This is a genomic window from Streptomyces sp. NPDC047042, from assembly GCF_040644035.1.
GTDB lineage: Bacteria > Actinomycetota > Actinomycetes > Streptomycetales > Streptomycetaceae > Streptomyces.
This window is the reverse complement of the sequence record NZ_JBEYVP010000015.1, coordinates 208,681-229,016: the sequence shown is the minus strand read 5'-3', so window position 1 is coordinate 229,016 and position 20,336 is coordinate 208,681. Positions and strand designations below refer to the sequence as shown.

The 20,336-nt window shown below is 70.2% G+C and carries 15 protein-coding genes and 2 pseudogenes; 13 read left to right on the top strand and 4 right to left on the bottom strand.

Going from position 1 to position 20,336, the window contains the following annotated elements:
• Positions 1-158 precede the first annotated feature (158 nt).
• Positions 159-1,256, bottom strand: coding sequence for an ADP-ribosylglycohydrolase family protein (locus tag ABZ855_RS19740; RefSeq protein ID WP_360808412.1), 1,098 nt, complete (start codon positions 1,254-1,256; stop codon positions 159-161).
• Positions 1,257-1,580: 324 nt separating this feature from the next.
• On the opposite strand from ABZ855_RS19740, the gene ABZ855_RS19735 reads away from it, so the two are divergent.
• The 3 genes from ABZ855_RS19735 (at position 1,581) to ABZ855_RS19725 (ending at position 8,752) form a co-directional block, all read left to right on the top strand.
• The gene (locus ABZ855_RS19735) at positions 1,581-2,312 is read left to right on the top strand and encodes a VIT1/CCC1 transporter family protein (RefSeq protein ID WP_360808410.1); all 732 of its coding nucleotides are present in this window, start codon (positions 1,581-1,583) and stop codon (positions 2,310-2,312) included.
• Positions 2,313-2,676: 364 nt separating this feature from the next.
• The gene (gltB, locus tag ABZ855_RS19730; RefSeq protein ID WP_360808408.1) at positions 2,677-7,299 is read left to right on the top strand and encodes a glutamate synthase large subunit; all 4,623 of its coding nucleotides are present in this window, start codon (positions 2,677-2,679) and stop codon (positions 7,297-7,299) included.
• A complete protein-coding gene (locus ABZ855_RS19725) occupies positions 7,292-8,752 on the top strand; it encodes a glutamate synthase subunit beta (protein WP_360808406.1) in 1,461 nt (486 codons plus the stop codon). Before gltB ends, ABZ855_RS19725 begins: the two co-directional genes overlap by 8 nt.
• 101 nt (positions 8,753-8,853) lie before the next feature.
• Here the strand turns inward: ABZ855_RS19725 and ABZ855_RS19720 are convergent, their stop codons facing one another.
• Positions 8,854-9,693, bottom strand: coding sequence for a chitosanase (locus ABZ855_RS19720; RefSeq protein ID WP_360808404.1), 840 nt, complete (start codon positions 9,691-9,693; stop codon positions 8,854-8,856).
• A 90-nt stretch (positions 9,694-9,783) separates the two neighbouring features.
• Between ABZ855_RS19720 and ABZ855_RS19715 the strand changes: the two genes are divergently transcribed.
• From ABZ855_RS19715 to ABZ855_RS19690, 6 genes are all read left to right on the top strand, one after another.
• The gene (locus ABZ855_RS19715) at positions 9,784-10,503 is read left to right on the top strand and encodes a VWA domain-containing protein (RefSeq protein ID WP_360808402.1); all 720 of its coding nucleotides are present in this window, start codon (positions 9,784-9,786) and stop codon (positions 10,501-10,503) included.
• A gap of 75 nt (positions 10,504-10,578) precedes the next feature.
• Positions 10,579-12,219 carry a cytochrome bc complex cytochrome b subunit gene (locus ABZ855_RS19710; protein ID WP_360808400.1) on the top strand — a complete coding sequence of 547 codons (1,641 nt, stop codon included), beginning with the start codon at positions 10,579-10,581 and terminating at the stop codon, positions 12,217-12,219.
• 62 nt (positions 12,220-12,281) lie between these two features.
• The gene (locus ABZ855_RS19705; RefSeq protein WP_360808399.1) at positions 12,282-13,085 is read left to right on the top strand and encodes an SDR family oxidoreductase; all 804 of its coding nucleotides are present in this window, start codon (positions 12,282-12,284) and stop codon (positions 13,083-13,085) included.
• Positions 13,086-13,116: 31 nt separating this feature from the next.
• On the top strand, positions 13,117-13,731 hold the full coding sequence (locus ABZ855_RS19700; protein ID WP_360808397.1) for a TetR/AcrR family transcriptional regulator: 615 nt from the start codon (positions 13,117-13,119) through the stop codon (positions 13,729-13,731).
• Positions 13,732-13,775: 44 nt separating this feature from the next.
• Positions 13,776-14,933 carry an acetyl-CoA C-acetyltransferase gene (locus tag ABZ855_RS19695; protein ID WP_360808395.1) on the top strand — a complete coding sequence of 386 codons (1,158 nt, stop codon included), beginning with the start codon at positions 13,776-13,778 and terminating at the stop codon, positions 14,931-14,933.
• A 32-nt stretch (positions 14,934-14,965) separates the two neighbouring features.
• Positions 14,966-15,757 carry an SDR family oxidoreductase gene (locus ABZ855_RS19690; protein WP_360808393.1) on the top strand — a complete coding sequence of 264 codons (792 nt, stop codon included), beginning with the start codon at positions 14,966-14,968 and terminating at the stop codon, positions 15,755-15,757.
• A 168-nt stretch (positions 15,758-15,925) separates the two neighbouring features.
• Here the strand turns inward: ABZ855_RS19690 and ABZ855_RS19685 are convergent, their stop codons facing one another.
• Together ABZ855_RS19685 and ABZ855_RS19680 are read right to left on the bottom strand one after the other, a co-directional pair.
• A complete protein-coding gene (locus ABZ855_RS19685) occupies positions 15,926-16,669 on the bottom strand; it encodes an ankyrin repeat domain-containing protein (protein WP_360808391.1) in 744 nt (247 codons plus the stop codon).
• A gap of 75 nt (positions 16,670-16,744) precedes the next feature.
• On the bottom strand, positions 16,745-17,656 hold the full coding sequence (locus ABZ855_RS19680) for a hypothetical protein (protein WP_360808389.1): 912 nt from the start codon (positions 17,654-17,656) through the stop codon (positions 16,745-16,747).
• Between the two features lie 221 nt (positions 17,657-17,877).
• Between ABZ855_RS19680 and ABZ855_RS19675 the strand changes: the two genes are divergently transcribed.
• The 4 genes and pseudogenes from ABZ855_RS19675 to ABZ855_RS19660 form a co-directional block, all read left to right on the top strand.
• Complete coding sequence (locus ABZ855_RS19675) at positions 17,878-18,636, top strand: serine protease (protein ID WP_360808387.1); 759 nt, start codon at positions 17,878-17,880, stop codon at positions 18,634-18,636.
• Between the two features lie 532 nt (positions 18,637-19,168).
• Positions 19,169-20,059 (top strand): AraC family transcriptional regulator, encoded by an 891-nt coding sequence (locus ABZ855_RS19670; RefSeq protein ID WP_360808385.1) that lies wholly within the window; start codon positions 19,169-19,171, stop codon positions 20,057-20,059.
• 12 nt (positions 20,060-20,071) lie between these two features.
• A pseudogene (locus tag ABZ855_RS19665) lies at positions 20,072-20,221 on the top strand (AraC family transcriptional regulator); the annotation flags it as partial.
• A gap of 13 nt (positions 20,222-20,234) precedes the next feature.
• Positions 20,235-20,336, top strand: a pseudogene (locus ABZ855_RS19660) (AraC family transcriptional regulator); the annotation flags it as partial.

Here is a 20,336-nt window from a genome sequence, read left to right as displayed (position 1 = left end):
GTACGAGTTCGCCTTGAGTCCGATCGCCCCCGCCGCCCCTACCCGTCCCATCCCTGGGGGCTGCCGCCCCCAGACCCCCGCTTCGGCCTGGACGGCCTCGTCCTCAAACGCCGGACGGGCTGGGGTAGGTGGGGCGGGGCTCGTTCGCGGACCTTGGTTCACGGGCGTGCCTCCCTTGCCGTCGCCGTGTCGTCGTCCGAGGCGAGGACGTACGCCGCCTGCTCCGGCGTGACCGGCTTCGCGACGCCCCACTTGCCGCCCTCGCCCGGGGTCAGTAGTTCCGCGATGTCGAGGATGTGGTGGCCTGCCATCGAGGGGAGGCAGGTGCCGCGGGCCGGGCCGATCGGCTCGGCCCAGTGGGGCGGGATCGCCGAGGCGCCGCGTGTCGCGCCTGCCAGGGCGCCCGCGACGGCCGCTGTCGTGTCGGCGTCGCGGCCCATGTTGACGGCTGTCAGCACCGATTCCGTGAAGTCACCGTCGGCCGCCGCGTACGCGCCGAAGGCGAGGGCGACCGCCTCGGGGGCCAGGTCGGTCCAGGGGTAGCCGCCGATGACCACCGCGGAGCGGACCGCGCGTTCGCCCCGGTGGGCGACCGCCACCGCGCGGCGCAGGGAGCGTGCCGTCCAGGAGTCGTCGGGGACCACCGCCAGGGCGGAGGCCACCACGGCGATGGTCGGCGCGCCCGCCATCGCCGCCGCCACGCCCGCCGCGACCGCCTGGCCGCCGTAGATGCCCTCGCCGTCGTGGCTCACCGACCCGTCGATCGCCACCAGCCGGGCCGCCTCGGCCGGGCGGCCCGCCGCGAAGACGCCGAAAGGGGCCGCGCGCATCGCGAGGCCGTCGCTCCAGGCGTGCCGGTGCTGGGCCGAGATCGGGGCCGCGAGGCCGCGGCGCAGGTTCTCCAGCGTGCCGCGTTCGCTGAATCCCGCGCCCCGGAAGGGCCCCTCGTCGAGGTCGGCGATCCAGTGGTGCCAGGCCGCCTCCACATGGGCCGGGGTGAGGGCCGAGCCGTGCCGGGCGAGGAGGAGGCCCGAGAAGATCGCGTACTCCGTGTCGTCCGTGCCGGCCGGGTTCTCGGCCACGTAGCCGGTGATGCGGCCCCAGCGGGCGCGGATCTCCGAGGGCTTCATGTTCTCGGCGGGGGCGCCGAGCGCGTCCCCCACGGCCAGACCGAGCAGGGCGCCGCGTGCTCTGTCGCGGAGTACGGCGGCGTCTTGGGGCGCCGGGACCGAGGGAATGCAGGCGATCGATGCCATACGCGGCCTCTCCTCCGGAGGGTTCCAGGGGCTCCCTCCCGGGGAGCGGAACCCTTTGCGGAACTGTCCCACCGGAGCGGTTCGCACGAGCCTCAGGCGCCCCAGCATCACCCGGTCGACATTTGTGCGAGCCCGCACACGGATGAGCGATCGAGGTGAATGTGCAGGTGAGGGCAGCCTCGCCTTGCTGGCGGAGGGGGAATCGGCGGCGTACTTTTAGGGTTGTCGAAAAGTGGAATCAGTCTAACTTGGAATCAGTCCAATTTGGAAACATTTCAGAAGCAACGCCAGAGGCGACAGCGGCAGAATCAGTTGGGGGACGACATGGCCATCATCGACACCGAGGCGGCGCTGCACGAGGCGCACCGCGACAACCACACCCACCGGGATGTCAGTGGTGGGTGGCTGCGGCCGGCCGTCTTCGGGGCGATGGACGGGCTCGTCTCCAATCTCGCCCTGATGACCGGTGTCGCCGGCGGATCCGTCTCGCACCAGACCGTGGTCATCACCGGGCTCGCCGGTCTTGCTGCCGGCGCCTTCTCCATGGCGGCCGGCGAGTACACCTCCGTCGCCTCGCAGCGCGAGCTCGTCCAGGCCGAACTGGACGTCGAACGGCGGGAGTTGAGAAAGCACCCCCAGGACGAGGAACGTGAGCTCGCCGCGCTCTACGAGTCCCGGGGCGTCGAGCCGAGGCTCGCCCGTGAAGTGGCCCGGCAGCTCTCGCGCGACCCCGAGCAGGCGCTGGAGATACACGCCCGCGAGGAGCTGGGCATCGACCCCGGTGACCTGCCCTCGCCCGCCGTCGCCGCGGTCTCGTCCTTCGGGGCGTTCGCGCTGGGCGCCCTGCTGCCCGTACTCCCGTATCTTCTCGGGGCGACCGCGTTGTGGCCCGCCGTCCTGGTCGCGCTCGTCGGGCTCTTCGCCTGCGGTGCGGTGGTGGCCCGTGTGACCGCTCGGACCTGGTGGTTCAGCGGGCTGCGGCAGCTCGCGCTGGGCGGCGCGGCGGCCGGTGTGACGTACGCCCTGGGCAACCTGTTCGGTGCGGCCGTAGGATAGGTGACCGTGCACTTATGCGTTGGGCCGCATAAGTAGCCGTTACTCGCTGGTTTCGAACGCTTAACCACGGGGCATGAGCCGTAAGCGCTGTGGGCAATGAAGCCTGCGGCGCACCTGCGGGGAGGGCGACGACGCTCTCCTCGCCATGGGCCGGGGGACAACGATCTGTCCGCTTCGACCCCCAATTGCTTCCACCGCAGCGCGGTCACCACCCCGCACGCCGCGGTGTCCGCATGTTGGTACGCGATATCCGGTTCCCGAGAATCGCCCCATCATGTAACCTGCGTGAAATTTTGCACTCCAAGAGGGCCAGCGTCGTCCCTCGGCTTAATGCATATGCCACACAACGACGACGGGAGAGCCGATGCGTACGCCGCGCCAGCCGTCCCAGCATTCCGAGAATGGCCAGAAGTGGTCCTTCATGGATGCTCGCCCTGCTGCGCAGGGTATGTACGACCCCCGCAACGAGCACGACGCCTGTGGCGTCGGCTTCGTGGCCACCCTCACCGGCGAGGCGAGCCATGCGCTGGTCGAGCAGGCGCTCACGGTTCTGCGTAACCTCGAGCACCGCGGTGCCACCGGCTCCGAGCCCGACTCCGGCGACGGCGCCGGCATCCTGTCGCAGGTCCCGGACGCGTTCTTCCGCGAGGTGGCCGGATTCGAGCTGCCCGAGGCCGGCGCCTACGCCGTCGGCATCGCCTTCCTCCCGGAGGAGACGGCGACCGAGGCCGACCCGACCACCGCCGAGGCCGTCTCACGTATCGAGACGATCGCCGCCGACGAGGGCCTGACCGTCCTCGGCTGGCGCGAGGTCCCCGTCGCCCCCGCACTTCTCGGCGCCACCGCCCGCTCGACGATGCCCGCCTTCCGGCAGATCTTCGTCGCGGACGGCGCCGAGGTACCCGCCAAGGGCATCGACCTCGACCGCAAGGCCTTCGCGCTGCGCAAGCGCGCCGAGCGCGAGGTCGGCGTCTACTTCCCCTCGCTCTCCGCGCGGACCATCGTCTACAAGGGCATGCTGACCACCGGCCAGCTCGAGCCCTTCTTCCCGGACCTGTCCGACCGCCGCTTCGCGTCGGCCGTCGCGCTCGTCCACTCGCGCTTCTCCACGAACACCTTCCCGTCGTGGCCGCTCGCCCACCCGTACCGCTTCGTCGCCCACAACGGCGAGATCAACACGGTCAAGGGCAACCGGAACTGGATGCGGGCGCGTGAGTCGCAGCTCGTCTCCGACCTCTTCGGCGACAAGGGCCTGGAGCGGGTCTTCCCGATCTGCACGCCCGACGCCTCCGACTCCGCGTCCTTCGACGAGGTGCTCGAGCTGCTCCACCTCGGTGGCCGTTCGCTGCCCCACTCCGTGCTGATGATGATCCCGGAGGCGTGGGAGAACCACGACTCCATGGACCCGGCCCGCCGCGCCTTCTACCAGTTCCACTCCACGATGATGGAGCCCTGGGACGGCCCGGCCTGCGTCACCTTCACCGACGGTGTCCAGGTCGGCGCGGTCCTCGACCGCAACGGACTGCGCCCCGGCCGTTACTGGGTCACCGACGACGGCCTCGTCGTCCTCGGCTCCGAGGTCGGCGTCCTCGACATCGACCCCGCGAAGGTCGTCCGCAAGGGCCGCCTCCAGCCCGGCAAGATGTTCCTCGTCGACACCGCCGAGCACCGCATCATCGAGGACGACGAGATCAAGGCCGGCCTCGCCGCCGAGCAGCCCTACGCGGAGTGGCTGGAGGCCGGCGAGATCGAGCTCTCCGACCTCCCCGAGCGCGAGCACATCGTGCACACCCACGCCTCGGTCACCCGCCGTCAGCAGACCTTCGGCTACACCGAGGAAGAGCTGCGCGTCATCATCGCGCCGATGGCCAAGACCGGCGGCGAGCCCCTCGGTTCCATGGGCACCGACTCGCCGATCGCCGCGCTGAGCGAGCGTCCGCGTCTGCTCTTCGACTACTTCACCCAGCTGTTCGCGCAGGTCACCAACCCGCCGCTGGACGCCATCCGCGAAGAGCTGGTCACCAGCCTGCGCTCCTCCCTCGGCCCCGCCAGCAACCTGCTGGAGCCCAGCGCCGCCTCCTGTCGCAGCGTCACCCTGCCCTTCCCGGTGATCGACAACGACGAGCTGGCCAAGCTCATCCACATCAACGCCGACGGCGACATGCCCGGCATGAAGGCCGCGACCCTCTCCGGCCTCTACCGGGTCAGCGGCGGCGGCGACTCCCTCGCCGCCCGCCTCGACGAGATCTGCGCCGAGGCCGACGCGGCCATCGACAACGGCGCCCGTCTCATCGTCCTGTCGGACCGCCACTCGGACGCCGAGCACGCCCCGATCCCGTCGCTGCTGCTCACCGCCGCCGTCCACCACCACCTCATCCGCACCAAGCAGCGCACCCAGGTGGGCCTGCTGGTCGAGGCCGGTGACGTCCGCGAGGTCCACCACGTCGCCCTGCTCATAGGGTTCGGCGCCGCCGCGGTGAACCCGTACCTGGCGATGGAGTCCGTCGAGGACCTGGTCCGCGCCGGCACCTTCCTGCCCGGCGTCGAGCCCGAGCAGGCCATCCGCAACCTGATCTACGCCCTCGGCAAGGGCGTCCTCAAGGTCATGTCCAAGATGGGCATCTCGACCGTCGCCTCCTACCGGGGCGCCCAGGTCTTCGAGGCCGTCGGTCTCGACTCGGACTTCGTCGAGAAGTACTTCAACGGCACCGCCACCAAGATCGGCGGCGTCGGCATCGACGTCATCGCCAAGGAGGTCGCCGCCCGGCACGCCAAGGCGTACCCCGCCTCCGGCATCGCCCCGGCGCACCGCGCCCTGGAGATAGGCGGCGAGTACCAGTGGCGCCGCGAGGGCGAACCGCACCTGTTCGACCCGGAGACGGTCTTCCGCCTCCAGCACTCCACGCGCACCCGCCGCTACGACATCTTCAAGAAGTACACGGACCGGGTGAACGAGCAGTCCGAGCGCCTGATGACGCTGCGCGGCCTGTTCGGCTTCAAGTCGGACCGCCCCTCGATCTCCATCGACGAGGTCGAGCCGGTCAGCGAGATCGTCAAGCGCTTCTCCACCGGCGCCATGTCGTACGGCTCCATCTCCCTGGAGGCGCACGAGACCCTCGCCATCGCCATGAACCAGCTGGGCGCCAAGTCCAATACCGGTGAGGGCGGCGAGGACCCGGAGCGCCTGTACGACCCGGCGCGCCGGTCCAGCATCAAGCAGGTCGCCTCCGGCCGCTTCGGTGTGACCAGCGAGTACCTGGTCAACGCGGACGACATCCAGATCAAGATGGCCCAGGGCGCCAAGCCCGGCGAGGGCGGCCAGCTGCCCGGCCACAAGGTGTACCCGTGGGTCGCCAAGACCCGGCACAGCACCCCCGGTGTCGGCCTCATCTCGCCGCCGCCGCACCACGACATCTACTCCATCGAGGACCTCGCCCAGCTCATCCACGACCTGAAGAACGCGAACCCGCAGGCGCGGATCCACGTGAAGCTGGTCTCGGAGGTCGGCGTCGGCACGGTCGCCGCCGGTGTGTCGAAGGCCCACGCGGACGTCGTCCTCATCTCCGGCCACGACGGCGGAACGGGCGCCTCGCCGCTCACCTCGCTCAAGCACGCCGGTGGTCCCTGGGAGCTCGGCCTCGCCGAGACCCAGCAGACGCTGCTGCTCAACGGGCTGCGCGACCGCATCGTCGTCCAGACCGACGGCCAGCTCAAGACCGGCCGTGACGTCGTCATCGCCGCGCTGCTCGGCGCCGAGGAGTTCGGTTTCGCGACCGCGCCGCTCGTCGTCTCCGGCTGCGTCATGATGCGCGTCTGCCACCTTGACACCTGCCCGGTCGGTATCGCCACCCAGAACCCGGTGCTCCGCGACCGGTTCGCCGGCAAGGCCGAGTACGTCGTGAACTTCTTCCAGTTCATCGCCGAAGAGGTCCGCGAGATCCTCGCCGAGCTCGGCTACCGCAGCATCGAGGAGGCCGTCGGCCAGGCCGGGACCCTCGACGTGGAGCGGGCGATCACCCACTGGAAGGCGCAGGGCCTGGACCTGTCCCCGCTCTTCTACGTGCCGGAGCTGCCCGAGGGCACCCCGCTGCACCAGGTCATCGAGCAGGACCACGGGCTGGAGAAGGCGCTCGACAACGAGCTGATCAAGCTCGCCGCCGACGCCCTCGCCGCGAACAGCGCGACCGACGCCCAGCCGGTCCGCGCCCAGGTCGCCATCCGCAACATCAACCGCACGGTCGGCACGATGCTCGGCCACGAGGTGACGAAGAAGTTCGGCGGGGCCGGTCTGCCCGACGACACCATCGACATCACCTTCACCGGCAGCGCCGGCCAGTCCTTCGGCGCGTTCCTGCCGCGCGGTGTCACGCTGCGCCTGGAGGGCGACGCCAACGACTACGTCGGCAAGGGCCTCTCCGGCGGCCGGGTGATCGTCCGTCCCGACCGGGGCGCCGACCACCTCGCCGAGTACTCGACGATCGCGGGCAACACCATCGCGTACGGCGCGACCGGCGGCGAGCTGTTCCTGCGCGGTCGTACGGGCGAGCGGTTCTGTGTCCGCAACTCCGGTGCGACGGTCGTCTCGGAGGGCGTGGGCGACCACGGCTGCGAGTACATGACCGGCGGACGCGCGGTCGTCCTCGGCGAGACGGGCCGCAACTTCGCGGCCGGTATGTCGGGCGGTATCGCGTACGTCATCGACCTGAACCGCGACAACGTCAACGTGGGCAACGTGGACGCGGTCGAGGCCCTCGACGACGCCGACAAGCAGTGGCTGCACGACGTCGTGCGCCGCCACCAGGAGGAGAGCGGCTCGACGGTCGCCGAGAAGATCCTGGCCGAGTGGGATGTCGCGGTGGAGCGATTCAGCAAGATCATCCCCGGTACGTACAAGGCAGTGCTCGCCGCCAAGGACGCCGCCGAGCGAGCCGGACTCACCGAGTCCGAGATCACCGAGAAGATGATGGAGGCGGCGACCAATGGCTGATCCCAAGGGCTTTCTGAACCACGGCCGCGAGGTCGCCAAGTCCCGCCCGGTGGACGTCCGTCTCAAGGACTGGAACGAGGTCTACGTTCCCGGTTCCCTGCTGCCGATCATCAGCAAGCAGGCCGGCCGCTGCATGGACTGCGGAATCCCGTTCTGTCACAACGGCTGTCCGCTGGGGAACCTGATCCCCGAGTGGAACGACTACGCCTACCGCGAGGACTGGACGTCGGCGTCCGAGCGTCTGCACGCCACGAACAACTTCCCGGAGTTCACCGGCCGCCTGTGCCCGGCTCCGTGCGAGTCGGCGTGCGTGCTGGGCATCAACCAGCCCGCCGTCACCATCAAGAACGTCGAGGTCTCGATCATCGACAAGGCCTGGGAGACCGGCGATGTCGCCCCCCAGGCCCCGGAGCGCCTCTCCGGCAAGACGGTCGCGGTCATCGGCTCGGGCCCGGCGGGTCTCGCCGCCGCCCAGCAGCTGACGCGGGCCGGTCACACGGTCGCGGTGTACGAGCGCGCGGACCGCATCGGCGGCCTCCTGCGCTACGGCATCCCCGAGTTCAAGATGGAGAAGCGGCACATCAACCGCCGTATCGAGCAGATGCGCGCGGAGGGCACCCGCTTCCGTACCGGTATCGAGATCGGCCGCGACCTCAAGGCGACGGACCTGCGCAAGCGGTACGACGCCGTCGTGATCGCCGCCGGTGCGACCACCGCCCGTGACCTCCCGGTCCCCGGCCGCGAGCTCAAGGGCGTCTACCAGGCGATGGAGTACCTGCCCCTGGCGAACAAGGTGCAGGAGGGCGACTTCGTGGCCCCGCCGGTCACCGCCGAGGGCAAGCACGTCGTGGTCATCGGCGGCGGCGACACCGGCGCGGACTGCGTGGGCACCGCCCACCGCCAGGGCGCGGCCTCCGTCACCCAGCTGGAGATCATGCCCCGCCCGGGCGACGAGCGGAACCCGGGGCAGCCCTGGCCGACCTTCCCGATGCTCTACAAGGTCACCTCGGCGCACGAGGAGGGCGGCGAGCGCGTCTACTCCGTCTCGACGACCCACTTCGAGGGCGACGAGCACGGCAACGTGCAGTGGCTGCACCTCACCGAGGTCGAGTTCATCGACGGCAAGCTGACCCCGAAGCCGGGCACGGAGCGCAGGATCCCCGCCCAGCTGGTCACCCTCGCCATGGGCTTCACGGGCACCGACCGCGAGAACGGCCTGGTCGAGCAGTTCGGCCTGGACCTCGACGAGCGCGGCAACATCGCCCGCGACGCCGACTTCCAGACCAACGTCCCCGGCGTGTACGTCGCCGGTGACGCCGGCCGCGGCCAGTCGCTCATCGTCTGGGCCATCGCCGAGGGCCGCTCGGCGGCCCGCGGAGTCGACCGCTTCCTCACGGGCGCGAGCGACCTCCCGGCCCCGATCCGCCCGACGGACCGTTCCCTGACGGTCTGACGGGCCCACCCAAGACGTCCCGTACAACGGCGTACGGAACGAACACACCACGGCGCTCGCCACAGTCCCCGACCGGACGTTGGCGGGCGCCGCGGCACGTCCTACGGCACTTTGTACGTGTCCCCGTACACCTTCCACTCCAGCGGTGTACGCAGTTCCAGGTTCCCCTTGTCGAGGAAGCGCCGCTGGGCCGTGTCGACGCGGCTGGTGTCCACGCCCGGCCTCTTGTCCAGCATCGCCTTGCGGCGGGCGTCGAGGAACGCGCCGAGGTACGCCTTCTCGTCGCCGCCCTCCGCCGGGCCGGCGGCCTTCCTCAGGGCGGCGGCGCGGATGCCGCCCGTGCTGAACCAGTCGTCGCCGGGACCGTGGTAGACCATCGCGTCGTAGTAGACGAACTGGCCCAGCAGTCCCAGCCCGTCACGGACGGCGAGCCGAAGCGCCGGTTCGAAGTAGCCGGTGTCCCGCTTCTCGTCCTGCGCCTGCCGGAAGGCGGCGACCTTCGATTCCTTCTTCCAGGCCGCCGGGAACCCCGGATCGAGACCCTCGTGCGAGTCCGTACCGTCGACCCTGCGCAGCGCGGGAAGGTAGGGCGCGAGCGCGTTGTCCGGGTGGTCCTTCGTGTAGTCCTCGACGAGGGTGAGCAGATCGTGGGTGCCCGTGCAGAAGCCGATGACGCCGGCCGTGTAGCCCTGTCCGTCGCCGATGTCCTCGACATAGCCGTACGCGCTGCGCCAGTCGAGCGTCCCGTTCTCGGCGCTCGCCACGATCTGTTGGGCGAGTTCCTTCTTCGCCGGGTCCGCGAGCGTGGTCTCCGCCTCCAGCGGGCCGGCCTCCACCCGCTTGGCGTCGGGGCCGCGGGAGTCGTCCGACCTGACGGACAGACAGGCTGTCGTCACCAGCAGCGGCACAACGGCGAGGAGGAGAACGCCGGTTCGTTTCATGAGTCACAGAGTATGGGGGGCTGTCGCTCGTCCGGGTGACGTACTCTCAGCATTTGCGTCAGTTCGGCACATTCCGGTAAGGAGCCACCCTTGGCCGCGATCAGTCTCACCAAGGTGCAGGAGACAGCGCCCGCGCTGGTCAGCCTCTACAAGAGCGCCGGGGCGGCGGTCGAACGGCATGGGCTCGACGGTCAGCGGGCGGCCGTCTATCTGGTGGTCGACTACTCCGGTTCCATGAGGCCCTATTTCAAGGACGGCAGCGTTCAGGCGCTCGCGGACCGGGTTCTGGGGCTCTCCGCGCATCTGGACGACGACGGGACGGTTCCGGTCTTCTTCTTCTCGACTGACATCGACGCCACGACGGACATCGCGCTCGACAACCACCAGGGTCACGTCGAGCGGATCGTCACCGGCCTGGGTCACATGGGCAGAACCAACTATCACCTGGCCATGGACGCGGTCATCGATCACTACCTCGACAGCGGGGCGACCGACCCCGCACTCGTCGTCTTCCAGACCGACGGTGGACCAACCAGCAGATCCGCCGCCGAACGGTACGTCTGCAAGTCGGCCCGGCTGCCGCTGTTCTGGCAGTTCATCGGCTTCGGGGACGCGACCAGCAAACAGTTCGACTTCCTGCGCAGGCTCGACGAGCTGGCGGTGCCGCAGCGGCGGGTCGTCGACAACGCCGGGTTCTTCCACGCCGGTTCGGACCCGCGCGCCGTGTCCGACGACGAGTTGTACGACCGTCTGGTGGGGGAGTTCCCGAAGTGGCTGGTCGCCGCTCGCGCCGAGGGAGTCATCGGCTGACACCGGCGTACGCACCGTTGGCATCCGTCGGCCCTCGTGCCACCCTGAGGAAGATCCGAGGGGGAGGCAGTACGGATGAACACGGCTTCAGACAAAGGGAGTTACGCGCGCAGAGGTGAGGTTCCGAGGGGTGAGAAGCTGGCCGACTGGGCCGACGGGCGGCTGGGCCTCTACGCCCTCGCCAAGGCCAATATGCGCAAGGTCTTCCCGGACCACTGGTCGTTCATGCTCGGCGAGGTCTGCCTCTACAGCTTCCTCGTCCTGATCCTCACCGGTGTCTACCTCACCCTGTTCTTCGAGCCGAGCGGCGTCGAGGTCGTCTACAACGGCACGTACACACCGCTCAACGGCGTCATCATGACCAGGGCGTACGAGTCCACGCTCGACATCAGTTTCGACGTACGCGGCGGACTGCTGATCCGGCAGATCCACCACTGGGCGGCGCTCGTCTTCGTCGCCGGGATGCTCATCCACATGATGCGGGTCTTCTTCACCGGCGCTTTCCGCAAGCCGCGCGAGCTCAACTGGGTGTTCGGCTGGACCCTGTTGTTCCTCGGCATCATCACCGGCCTGACCGGCTACTCGCTCCCGGACGACCTGCTCTCCGGCACCGGCCTCCGTTTCGCCGACGGCGCGATCCTGTCCGTCCCGGTCGTGGGGACGTACCTCTCGATGTTCCTCTTCGGCGGGGAGTTCCCGGGCCACGACATCATCTCGCGGCTCTTCCCGATCCATGTGCTGCTGCTGCCGGGGATCATGCTGGGGCTGGTCGTCGCCCATCTGATCCTGGTCTTTTACCACAAGCACACGCAGTACCCGGGGCCCGGCCGCGACGAGAAAACCGTCGTCGGGATGCCCCTCCTGCCGGTCTACATGGCCAAGGCGGGCGGCTTCTTCTTCCTCACCTTCGGCGTGCTGGCCGTCATGGGTGCCATCGCGAGCATCAACCCCGTCTGGGCGTTCGGCCCCTACCGCGCGGACCTCGTCACCACCGGCGCCCAACCCGACTGGTATCTCGGCTTCTCCGAGGGGCTGATCCGGGTGATGCCGGGATGGGAGATCAACGCCTGGGGCCACACCCTGGTGCTCGGCGTCTTCATCCCTTTCTCCCTCTTCCCGCTCATCATGGCGGCCATCGGCGTCTATCCCTTCATCGAGGGCTGGATCACCGGCGACCGGCGCGAGCACCACATTCTCGACCGGCCGCGCAACGTCCCGGTCCGTACGGGCCTCGGCGTGGCCTGGCTGAGCCTCTACGGCGTGCTGCTGATCGGTGGCGGCAACGACATCGTGGCCACCCATCTGCATCTGTCGATCAACACGATCACCTGGTTCGTGCGGGTCGGTTTCTTCGTGGTGCCGGTGGTCGCCTTCGTCGTGACGAAGCGGATCTGTCTGGGGCTCCAGCGCCGCGACCGCGACAAGGTGCTGCACGGCAGGGAGACAGGGGTCATCAAGCGGCTTCCGCACGGCGAGTACATCGAGGTCCACGAACAACTCCCGCAGGAGGCGCTGTTCACCCTCACCCAGCACGAACAGTCCCCGCCGTACGAGATCGGCCCGCTCGTCGACAGCAACGGTGTCCGGCGCCGGGTCACCCCCGCGCAGCGGCTGCGGGCCCGGCTGGCCCGGTCCATGTTCGGCCCCGACACCAGGATCCCCAAGCCGACTCCTGAGGAGTACCGGGAACTCACCAGCGGCGATCACCACCACTGAGAGTCCGAGTCCTCCGGCCCATCACCTTCCCTAACAAGTGTTTGGTAGGTTACGGTGGGTTCATGGGAGACGTCGACAGTCCGGCGTACGTACCCGGACATGGGCTGCTGAAGGGCCGCACCGCCGTGATCACGGCAGCCGCGGGCGCGGGGATCGGCGGGGCCACCGCCCGCCGCTTCCTGGAGGAGGGCGCTCGCGTGCTGATCAGCGACGCGCACTCACGGCGGCTCAAGGAGTACGAGGGGGAGCTTGCGGGGGAGTTCGACGGTGTCGACGCGCTGCCCTGCGACGTCACCGACGAACGCCAGGTGCAGGCACTCTTCGACATGGCCGTGCGCGTGCACGGCCGCCTCGACATAGTCGTCAACAACGCCGGTCTCGGGGGCACTTCGACCCTCGTCGACATGACGGACGAACAGTGGTCGAAGGTGCTGGATGTGACACTGGGCGGCACGTTCCGGTGCGTACGGGCCGCGTTGCGCGCCTTTCGCGAGAGCGGGTCGGGTGGTTCAGATGGTTCCGGGGGAGTGATCGTCAACAACGCGTCCGTCGTCGGCTGGCGGGCCCAGGCCGGTCAGGCGCACTACGCCGCCGCGAAGGCCGGCGTCATGGCGCTGACCCGCAGCGCGGCGATCGAGGCGGCCGAGTACGGGGTCCGGGTCAACGCCGTGTCACCGAGCCTCGCCATGCATCCCCACCTCGTGAAGGTGACCACCCCCGAACTCCTGGCCGAACTGACGGCCCGTGAGGCCTTCGGGCGGTACGCCGAGCCCTGGGAGGTCGCCAACGTCATCGTGTTCCTGGCCTCCGGCTACTCCTCCTACCTGACCGGAGAAGTCGTCTCCGTCAGCAGCCAGCACCCGTAGGCCGGCTCATGACTGGGACCACAATGGGCACGTGCCTCCTACGAAGAAGAAGTCCCAGGTGACCGCCGTGCCCGCCCGTCGCCGTGAACTCCTCGACACCGCCGCCGAGGTGTTCGCCGAACAGGGCTACAACGCCACCACCGTACGCAAGATCGCGGACCACGCCGGCATGCTCGCCGGCAGCCTCTATTACCACTTCGACTCCAAGGAATCGATGCTGGAGGAGATCCTGCGCACGTTCCTCGACGAACTGTGGAACGGCTACGACACCGTCCTGGACGCCGAGTCCGGGCCGCGCGAAACGCTGGAGGCGCTGGTCACCGAGTCGTTCCGGGAGATCGACCGGCACCGCGCCGCCGTCGCGATCTACCAGAAGGAGTCCCAGCAGCTCGTCACGCAGGAGCGGTTCGCGTTCCTCGCCGAGTCGCAGCGCAGATTCGAGAAGGCGTGGCTGTCCACGCTCGAACGCGGGGTCGCCGCCGAGGTCTTCCGCGCCGACCTCGACATCCGTCTCACCTACCGCTTCGTGCGCGACACCGTGTGGGTGGCCGCGTCCTGGTACCGGCCGGGCGGACAGCACAGCCCGGAGGAGATCGCCCGCCAGTACCTGTCGATGGTGCTGGACGGGATCGCCGTACGTGAATAGCCCGATCGCGCAGCCACATTGTGTAGCCCTGTGAGGGAGTTGCCATGGCCGAGGCCTATATCGTCGAAGCGGTCCGTACGCCCGTCGGGCGGCGCGGAGGTGGTCTGAGCGGTGTCCATCCGGCGGACCTCGGCGCGCACGCGCTGACGGCACTCATGACGCGGTCCGGGGTCGACCCTGCCGCCGTCGAGGACGTCGTCTTCGGGTGCCTGGACACCGTCGGACCGCAGGCCGGTGACATCGCCCGCACCAGCTGGCTGGCCGCCGGGCTGCCCGAGGAGGTGCCGGGCGTGACCGTCGACCGGCAGTGCGGGTCCTCCCAGCAGGCCGTGCACTTCGCCGCGCAGGCCGTGCTGTCCGGCACCCAGGACCTCGTTGTCGCGGGCGGCGTCCAGAACATGTCGATGATCCCGATCGCCTTCGCCTCCCGCCAGGCGGCCCTGCCCCTCGGGCTCACGGAGGGCCCCTTCGCGGGCAGCGCGGGCTGGCGGGCACGGTACGGGGAGCGGCCGGTGAACCAGTTCGCCGGCGCCGAGATGATCGCCGCCAAGTGGGGCATCAGCAGGCAGGACCAGGAGGAGTTCGCCCTGCTCTCGCACGAGCGGGCGGTCCGCGCCATCGACGAGGGCCGCTTCACGCGCGAGACCGTGCCCTACGAGACGGTGGGCGTCGACGAGGGGCCACGCCGGGACACCTCCCTGGCCAAGATGGCCGGCCTGAAACCCGTCATCGACGGCGGCACCATCACCGCCGCCTGCTCCTCCCAGGTCTCCGACGGCGCCGCCGCGATGCTGCTCGCCTCCGAGCGGGCGGTACGCGAACACGGGCTGCGGCCCCGGGCGCGCGTCCACCATCTCTCCGTACGCGGCGAGGACCCCATCCGGATGCTGACGGCGCCCATCCCGGCCACCGCGCACGCCCTCAAGAAGACCGGCATGTCCATTGACGACATCGACCTCGTCGAGATCAACGAGGCGTTCGCGCCGGTGGTGCTGGCCTGGCTGAAGGAGACCGGCGCGGATCCGGCCAGGGTCAACGTCAACGGCGGTGCGATAGCCCTCGGTCATCCCCTCGGAGCGACCGGCGTCAAGCTGATGACGACCCTTCTGCACGAACTGGAGCGCACGGGTGGGCGGTTCGGGCTCCAGACGATGTGTGAGGGCGGGGGACAGGCGAACGTGACGATCATCGAACGGCTGTGAACGGCTCGGGGAGGGGCGGGGGGAGGGGTTCGGTGGGCGGTGCGGTGAGTGGTGGTCTGAGTGGCCGGGTCGCGCTGGTCACCGGTGGTACCCGGGGAGTCGGCGCGGGGGTCGCGCGTGCCCTCGCCGAGGCGGGGGCGGAGGTGGTGGTCTGTGCCCGGCGGTCCCCCGAAGTCCCCTTGCCTGGTGTGGAGTTCAGGGCCGTCGATCTTCGGGACCGGGCCGCCGTGTACGACTTCGTCGGGGGGCTGCCTCGGCTCGATGTGCTTGTCAACAACGTGGGGGGCAGTCCCTATCGGCCTCTGGGCGGGGGTGGTGCGGGGGCGGGTGGGGGTGCGGATGTCGAGCGGCATGTGCGTGTTGTCGAGTTGAATCTGATCACGCCGCTCACTGTCTCCCTTGCCGCGTACGAGCAGCTGAAGCGGGCCCGGGGGTCCGTCGTGATGATCGGCAGCGTCAGCGGGAGCAGGCCCTCGCCGGGGACCGCCGCGTATGGGGCCGCCAAGGCGGGGCTGGAGCATCTCGCTCGGTCGATGGCCGTGGAGTGGGCTCCGGAGGTACGGGTCAACACGCTTGTCGTCGGCATGGTTCGCACGGAACAGTCCCATCTGCACTACGGGGGTGTTGACGGGGTGGAGGCTGTTGCTCGCACGGTTCCCGCGGGGCGGCTGGCGGAGCCGGGGGATGTGGGGGGTGCGGTGGTGTTTCTCGCGTCCGATGCGGCTGCGTATGTCAGTGGGGCGAGCTTGTTGGTGCATGGTGGGGGGGAGCGGCCGGCGTTTTTGGATGCGGCTACGGTCAACAAGGGTGTCGGGGACGGGTGATGGGGGTTCGGCCTGTTTTTTCGCCCCCGCCGCCCCTACCCGTCCCATCCCCGGGGGCTGCCGCCCCCAGACCCCCGCTTCGGCCCTGAACGGGCCTTGTCCTCAAACGCCGGACGGGCTGGGGGGGGTGCGGGCCGGGCTGTCATGCGGCAGCAGGCGAGTGTGTTCTCACCCTAGGCCCAGTGCCCCCTCCAGTACCTCCACGATCTCCGCATGGCCGGTTCCCTGGTCTGTGCCTGCCACCGTGGTTCCGTCTCGGACGAGTTCCACGGCTACGGTCTCCGGCCAGCGGCGCGTCACGTACTCGCCGCCGAAGCCGTGGGCGCGGGCCAGGCTCGCCCGGAGTTCTGCCGCGATGTCCAGGCGGGTCCAGCGGCGTGCCTCTGTCAGTGCTTCCACCCTCGACCCGGCGCCGTGGGCCAGCAGGGAACGTACGCAGGCGGCAGAGCCCCGGCGGGCCGCGGTGACCAGTGGGGGTTCGCCGGTGGGGCCGGGGCGGTTCGGGTCGGCGCCCGCTGCCAGGAGGGCCTCGGACACCGACGCGTGACCGCATCGCAGGGCCCAGGCCAGGGCCGTGAAACCGAACGCCTCCACCGCGTCCGGCACGGCCCCGGAAGCGAGCAGGGCGCGTACGACCTCGGTGTGGCCGCCGCAGGCCGCGCCGCACAGCGGGAGGTCGGAGCCCGCGCTCAGCCGGTCGGGCGCGGCCCCGGCGGACAGCAGCAGCCGTACGATGCCGGGCGCGTCGCTCACCGCCGCCACGTACAGGGCGGTCTGGCCGTCCTCGTCCACCGCTTCCGGGCTCACACCGAGGCGCAGCAGCCGTACGACCGCGTCCTCGTCACCTTCGTACACCGCGGTGAAGAGATCGCGTTCGCGCTCACTGCCGTTCGGAGGTCGCTGCCCGTTCATACCTTCCGACCATCGCTCCCCAAGAGGCGGTGGGGCAAAGGGTTTCGGGGTGAAATGCCCCACGTTTCCCTGATGTCACGTGTCGCACTCCAGCACCGTCCGGCACACCCCGCACCGCGCCCGCATCCGCCCTCGCACCGGCACCCTGATGCGCTGGTGACAGGTCGGGCAGGGGAACGAGACCCGCAGCCGGTCGTGTTCCTCCTGTCTGTCGGGCGTGAAGCTGTACGGGACACCGGGCGGTTGGGAAGCCGTCGGCGCGTGCTGGTCCTGGGCGTGGCGGCGGTCGCGCGCGTACTGTCGGCGGCCCGCCCAGCCGGCCGCTGTCAGCGGGGGCTGGCGGGTGTCCCGGCGGGCCAGCTCCCTGCCCGCCGTGTACGCCGTGTACGCCTGCGGGCTGGTGAACCAGATCGCCGGGTCCTCGTCGAAGACCAGCGCGCGCTTGGCCAGGACGTACCCGAACTCCTCCGGGGTGAGATAGCCGAGCTTCTGCGAGGAGGTCGCGTCCTCCCGGAAGGCGTCCAGGAGCAGCCAGCCCGCGCCCAGGTAGGCCGCCGCCGTGTCCGTGAGGATCTCGTTGTCGCGGGTGCCGGGGAAGGAGAGGTCCAGGCGGTGCAGATAGACGTGCATCACCTCGTGGGCGAGGGCAGCGCCGATGTCCCTGCGGTGGGTGCGGAAACGGTCGTTCAACTCGATGAAGTACTCGGGCCCCGCCGCCAGTTCGACATTCGCCGCGTGGGTCATCTCGCGGAAGCCGACGATCATGCGCGCGTCCGGGAGGTGGTAGTGGCGCACCATCTCGTGGGCCACGCGCTGTGCGCCCAGATACAGGTCGTCGGTGTCGCAGAAGGCCACGTCGACAGGGGCCACGCTGGTCGAGAAGGTCTGGACGGTGTCGTACGACAGCCTCTTGTAGAGCGCGTTGATCGCGGCCCGCACCGTCTCCAGATGTGGGTAGCCGTGCTCGACCGGTCCGCCGTTCGCCACGTCCTCACCCCCAGACGCCCTGAACCCTCTCCACGATACGTGCCGGGGTGCCGTCAGTAAGAGCGGATCTCCTTCCGTCCGGTTCCCTCAACGGCACGTGAGTTATGCCCTTGCCCCGCACCCGCCTCGATCTTCATACTTGCGTTCTTTGTCATCACACCCCCGCACATACGAAAGGACGTACGTTGATCCCTACCTCGTCGGCCGGAAGAGGTCTCTCCATGGTCAAGCGGGCAGCGGCGGTCGGGGCCACGGCCCTCGCGATCGCGAGCCTCCAGCCGCTGGCCGCCCAGGCCGCGCCCGCGCCGGTCATAGGAGGAACGCCCGCCGCGCAGAACGAGTTCCCGTGGCTGGTGCACCTCTCGATGGGCTGCGGCGGCGCGCTCTACAAGCAGGACGTCGTCCTTACCGCCGCCCACTGTGTGGACGGCTCCGGTGCCAACACCGGCATCACCGTCACCGCGGGTGTCGCCGACCTGAACGCCTCGGGCGCGATCAAGGTCAGGTCGACCAAGGTCCGCCAGGCCCCGGGCTACGACGGCATGGGCAAGGACTGGGCGCTCATCAAGCTCGCCCGGCCGATCAACAAGCCCACGCTCAAGATCGCCACGACCACGCAGTACAACCGCGGCACGTTCACCATCGCGGGTTGGGGCGACACCAAGGAGAACCAGGGCACCGGCACCACCAAGCTCCTGAAGGCCACCGTCCCGTACATCAGCGACGCGGGCTGCAAACTGCACTACGGCAAGCGTCTGGTGCCCGGTGACGAACTGTGCGCCGGCTACCTCGCGGGCGGCGTCGACACCTGCCAGGGCGACTCCGGTGGGCCCATGTTCCGCAGGGACAACACCGGCGCCTGGATCCAGGTCGGCATCGTCAGCTGGGGCGACGGCTGCGCCCGGCCCGGCGTACCCGGCGTCTACTCCCAGGTGTCCACGTTCGCGAAGGACATAGCCCGGGCGGCGTCCGCGCTGTAGGGCCCCGAGTCCGGCGGGGCGGCCAGCTCCGCCGGATACGGCCGCACGCGTCGCCACCCGGGCCGCCGGGTCTGACCCGGGCCGCGTTCCTGGAACTGGAAACCGGGCGTCGAGTACGGCGATCGGCGGCGCCCCTTCCGTCGCGCGCGCGGGGCCGCACGCCCAACACGGCAGGCGTGGGCGGCGGTTCGGGCCGCGGCGCGTCCCCGAGCCCGCAGAGCGCCGCTGCGGCGCATCCCCGTACCCGGAGAGCGCCGCCGCGGCGTGTCCCCGTACCCGGAGAGCGCCGCCGCGGCGTGTCCCCGTACCCGGAGAGCGCCGCCGCGGCGTGTCCCCGTACCTGGGGGAGCGCCCCCACCCGTGAACTCGCCCGGGTGTCCCGTCCGCACCCCTGGCGGCCGACCGCGTCCATGGACGAAGATCGGCGCCAGTTGGACCTTGGACCTTGGACCTCTCAGACCCTGGGCCCTGGCCCCGGCTCCCGGACCGGCGGCTCGGAGAGGCGACCGCGACGCGGGCGGGAGGAACGCGGATGTACCGCACCTGGATGCGCTTCTTCAGCCCCGCGCCCGCCCACCACCGGCTCGGCCTCGTCTGCCTCGGCGTGGGCCTTCAGCACGGCGCCCTGCCCACCGTCGGCCCACGTGTCCTCGACCACCACGTGGCCGTCGTCGTCAGCAGCGGCCGGGGCTGGTTCCAGGGCGCCGACGGACACCGCAGGCCCGTCACCGCGCCCACCCTGATCTGGCTCACCCCCGGCACCGCCCACCACTACGGGCCCGACCCCGACACCGGCTGGGACGAGGCGTTCGTCGACTTCACCGGCCCCGCCACCGCCACGTACGCCGAACTCGGCTACATCGAACCGGAGCGGCCCCTCGTCCCCCTCACCGACGCGGGCCCCGCCCGAGCCGTGATCCGGCGCATGGCCCGCGCCGCACGCCGCGACAACCCCATCCTCGAGGTCGAGACGGCCGCCGCCGTACACGAACTCCTCGTCACCCTGCGCCGCACCCGCGCCGACCTCGCACCTGACGGCGACCAGGTCCTCGCCGCCCTCGCCCGCGACGCCTGCCGCCCCCTGACGGTCGCCGAACACGCCGCCCGGCACGGCATGACCCCGGCCGAACTGCGCACCGCCGTACGACGCGGCGCCGGCTGCAGCCCCAAGGACTACCTCCTCGGCATCCGACTGAGCCGCGCCAAGGAACTCCTCGCCACCACCGAACTGCCCGTCGCCACCATCGCCCACCGCGTCGGCTACGACGACCCCGCCTATTTCTCCCGCCTGTTCACCCGCCGCGTGGGCATGGCCCCGGTCCGCTTCCGCGCCCTGCAGCGGCGCACGGTCCCCGGCGGCTGGAGCGACCGTGTCCCCGACCCCGCGGACCCACCGATGATCGAACACCCGCATGCCAGGTAGCGCCCGGGCTCCGCCTACCTCTCCCGGCTCTTCACCCGCCGCGTCGGTATGGCCCCCGTCCGCTTCCGTGCCCAGCGGCGACGCACTGTCCTTGGCGGCTGGAGCGGCCGTGTTCCCGATCCCGCCGATCCACCGGTGATCGAACGTCCGCATGCCGGGTAGCGCCCGGGGTTCCGCCTGTTTCTCGCGCCTGTTCGCCCGCCGCGTCGGCATGGCCCCCGTCCGCTTCCGTGCCCAGCGGCGACGCACTGTCCTTGGCGGCTGGAGCGACCGTGTT

Excerpts from the sequence above, each read along its gene's own strand:
- ABZ855_RS19740 (WP_360808412.1), bottom strand. The coding sequence starts at position 1,256 with ATGGCATCGATCGCCTGCATTCCCTCGGTCCCGGCGCCCCAAGACGCC.
- ABZ855_RS19735 (WP_360808410.1), top strand. The coding sequence starts at position 1,581 with ATGGCCATCATCGACACCGAGGCGGCGCTGCACGAGGCGCACCGCGAC.
- gltB (WP_360808408.1), top strand. The coding sequence starts at position 2,677 with ATGCGTACGCCGCGCCAGCCGTCCCAGCATTCCGAGAATGGCCAGAAG.
- ABZ855_RS19725 (WP_360808406.1), top strand. The coding sequence starts at position 7,292 with ATGGCTGATCCCAAGGGCTTTCTGAACCACGGCCGCGAGGTCGCCAAG.
- ABZ855_RS19720 (WP_360808404.1), bottom strand. The coding sequence starts at position 9,693 with ATGAAACGAACCGGCGTTCTCCTCCTCGCCGTTGTGCCGCTGCTGGTG.
- ABZ855_RS19710 (WP_360808400.1), top strand. The coding sequence starts at position 10,579 with ATGAACACGGCTTCAGACAAAGGGAGTTACGCGCGCAGAGGTGAGGTT.
- ABZ855_RS19705 (WP_360808399.1), top strand. The coding sequence starts at position 12,282 with ATGGGAGACGTCGACAGTCCGGCGTACGTACCCGGACATGGGCTGCTG.
- ABZ855_RS19695 (WP_360808395.1), top strand. The coding sequence starts at position 13,776 with ATGGCCGAGGCCTATATCGTCGAAGCGGTCCGTACGCCCGTCGGGCGG.
- ABZ855_RS19685 (WP_360808391.1), bottom strand. The coding sequence starts at position 16,669 with ATGAACGGGCAGCGACCTCCGAACGGCAGTGAGCGCGAACGCGATCTC.
- ABZ855_RS19675 (WP_360808387.1), top strand. The coding sequence starts at position 17,878 with ATGGTCAAGCGGGCAGCGGCGGTCGGGGCCACGGCCCTCGCGATCGCG.
- ABZ855_RS19670 (WP_360808385.1), top strand. The coding sequence starts at position 19,169 with ATGTACCGCACCTGGATGCGCTTCTTCAGCCCCGCGCCCGCCCACCAC.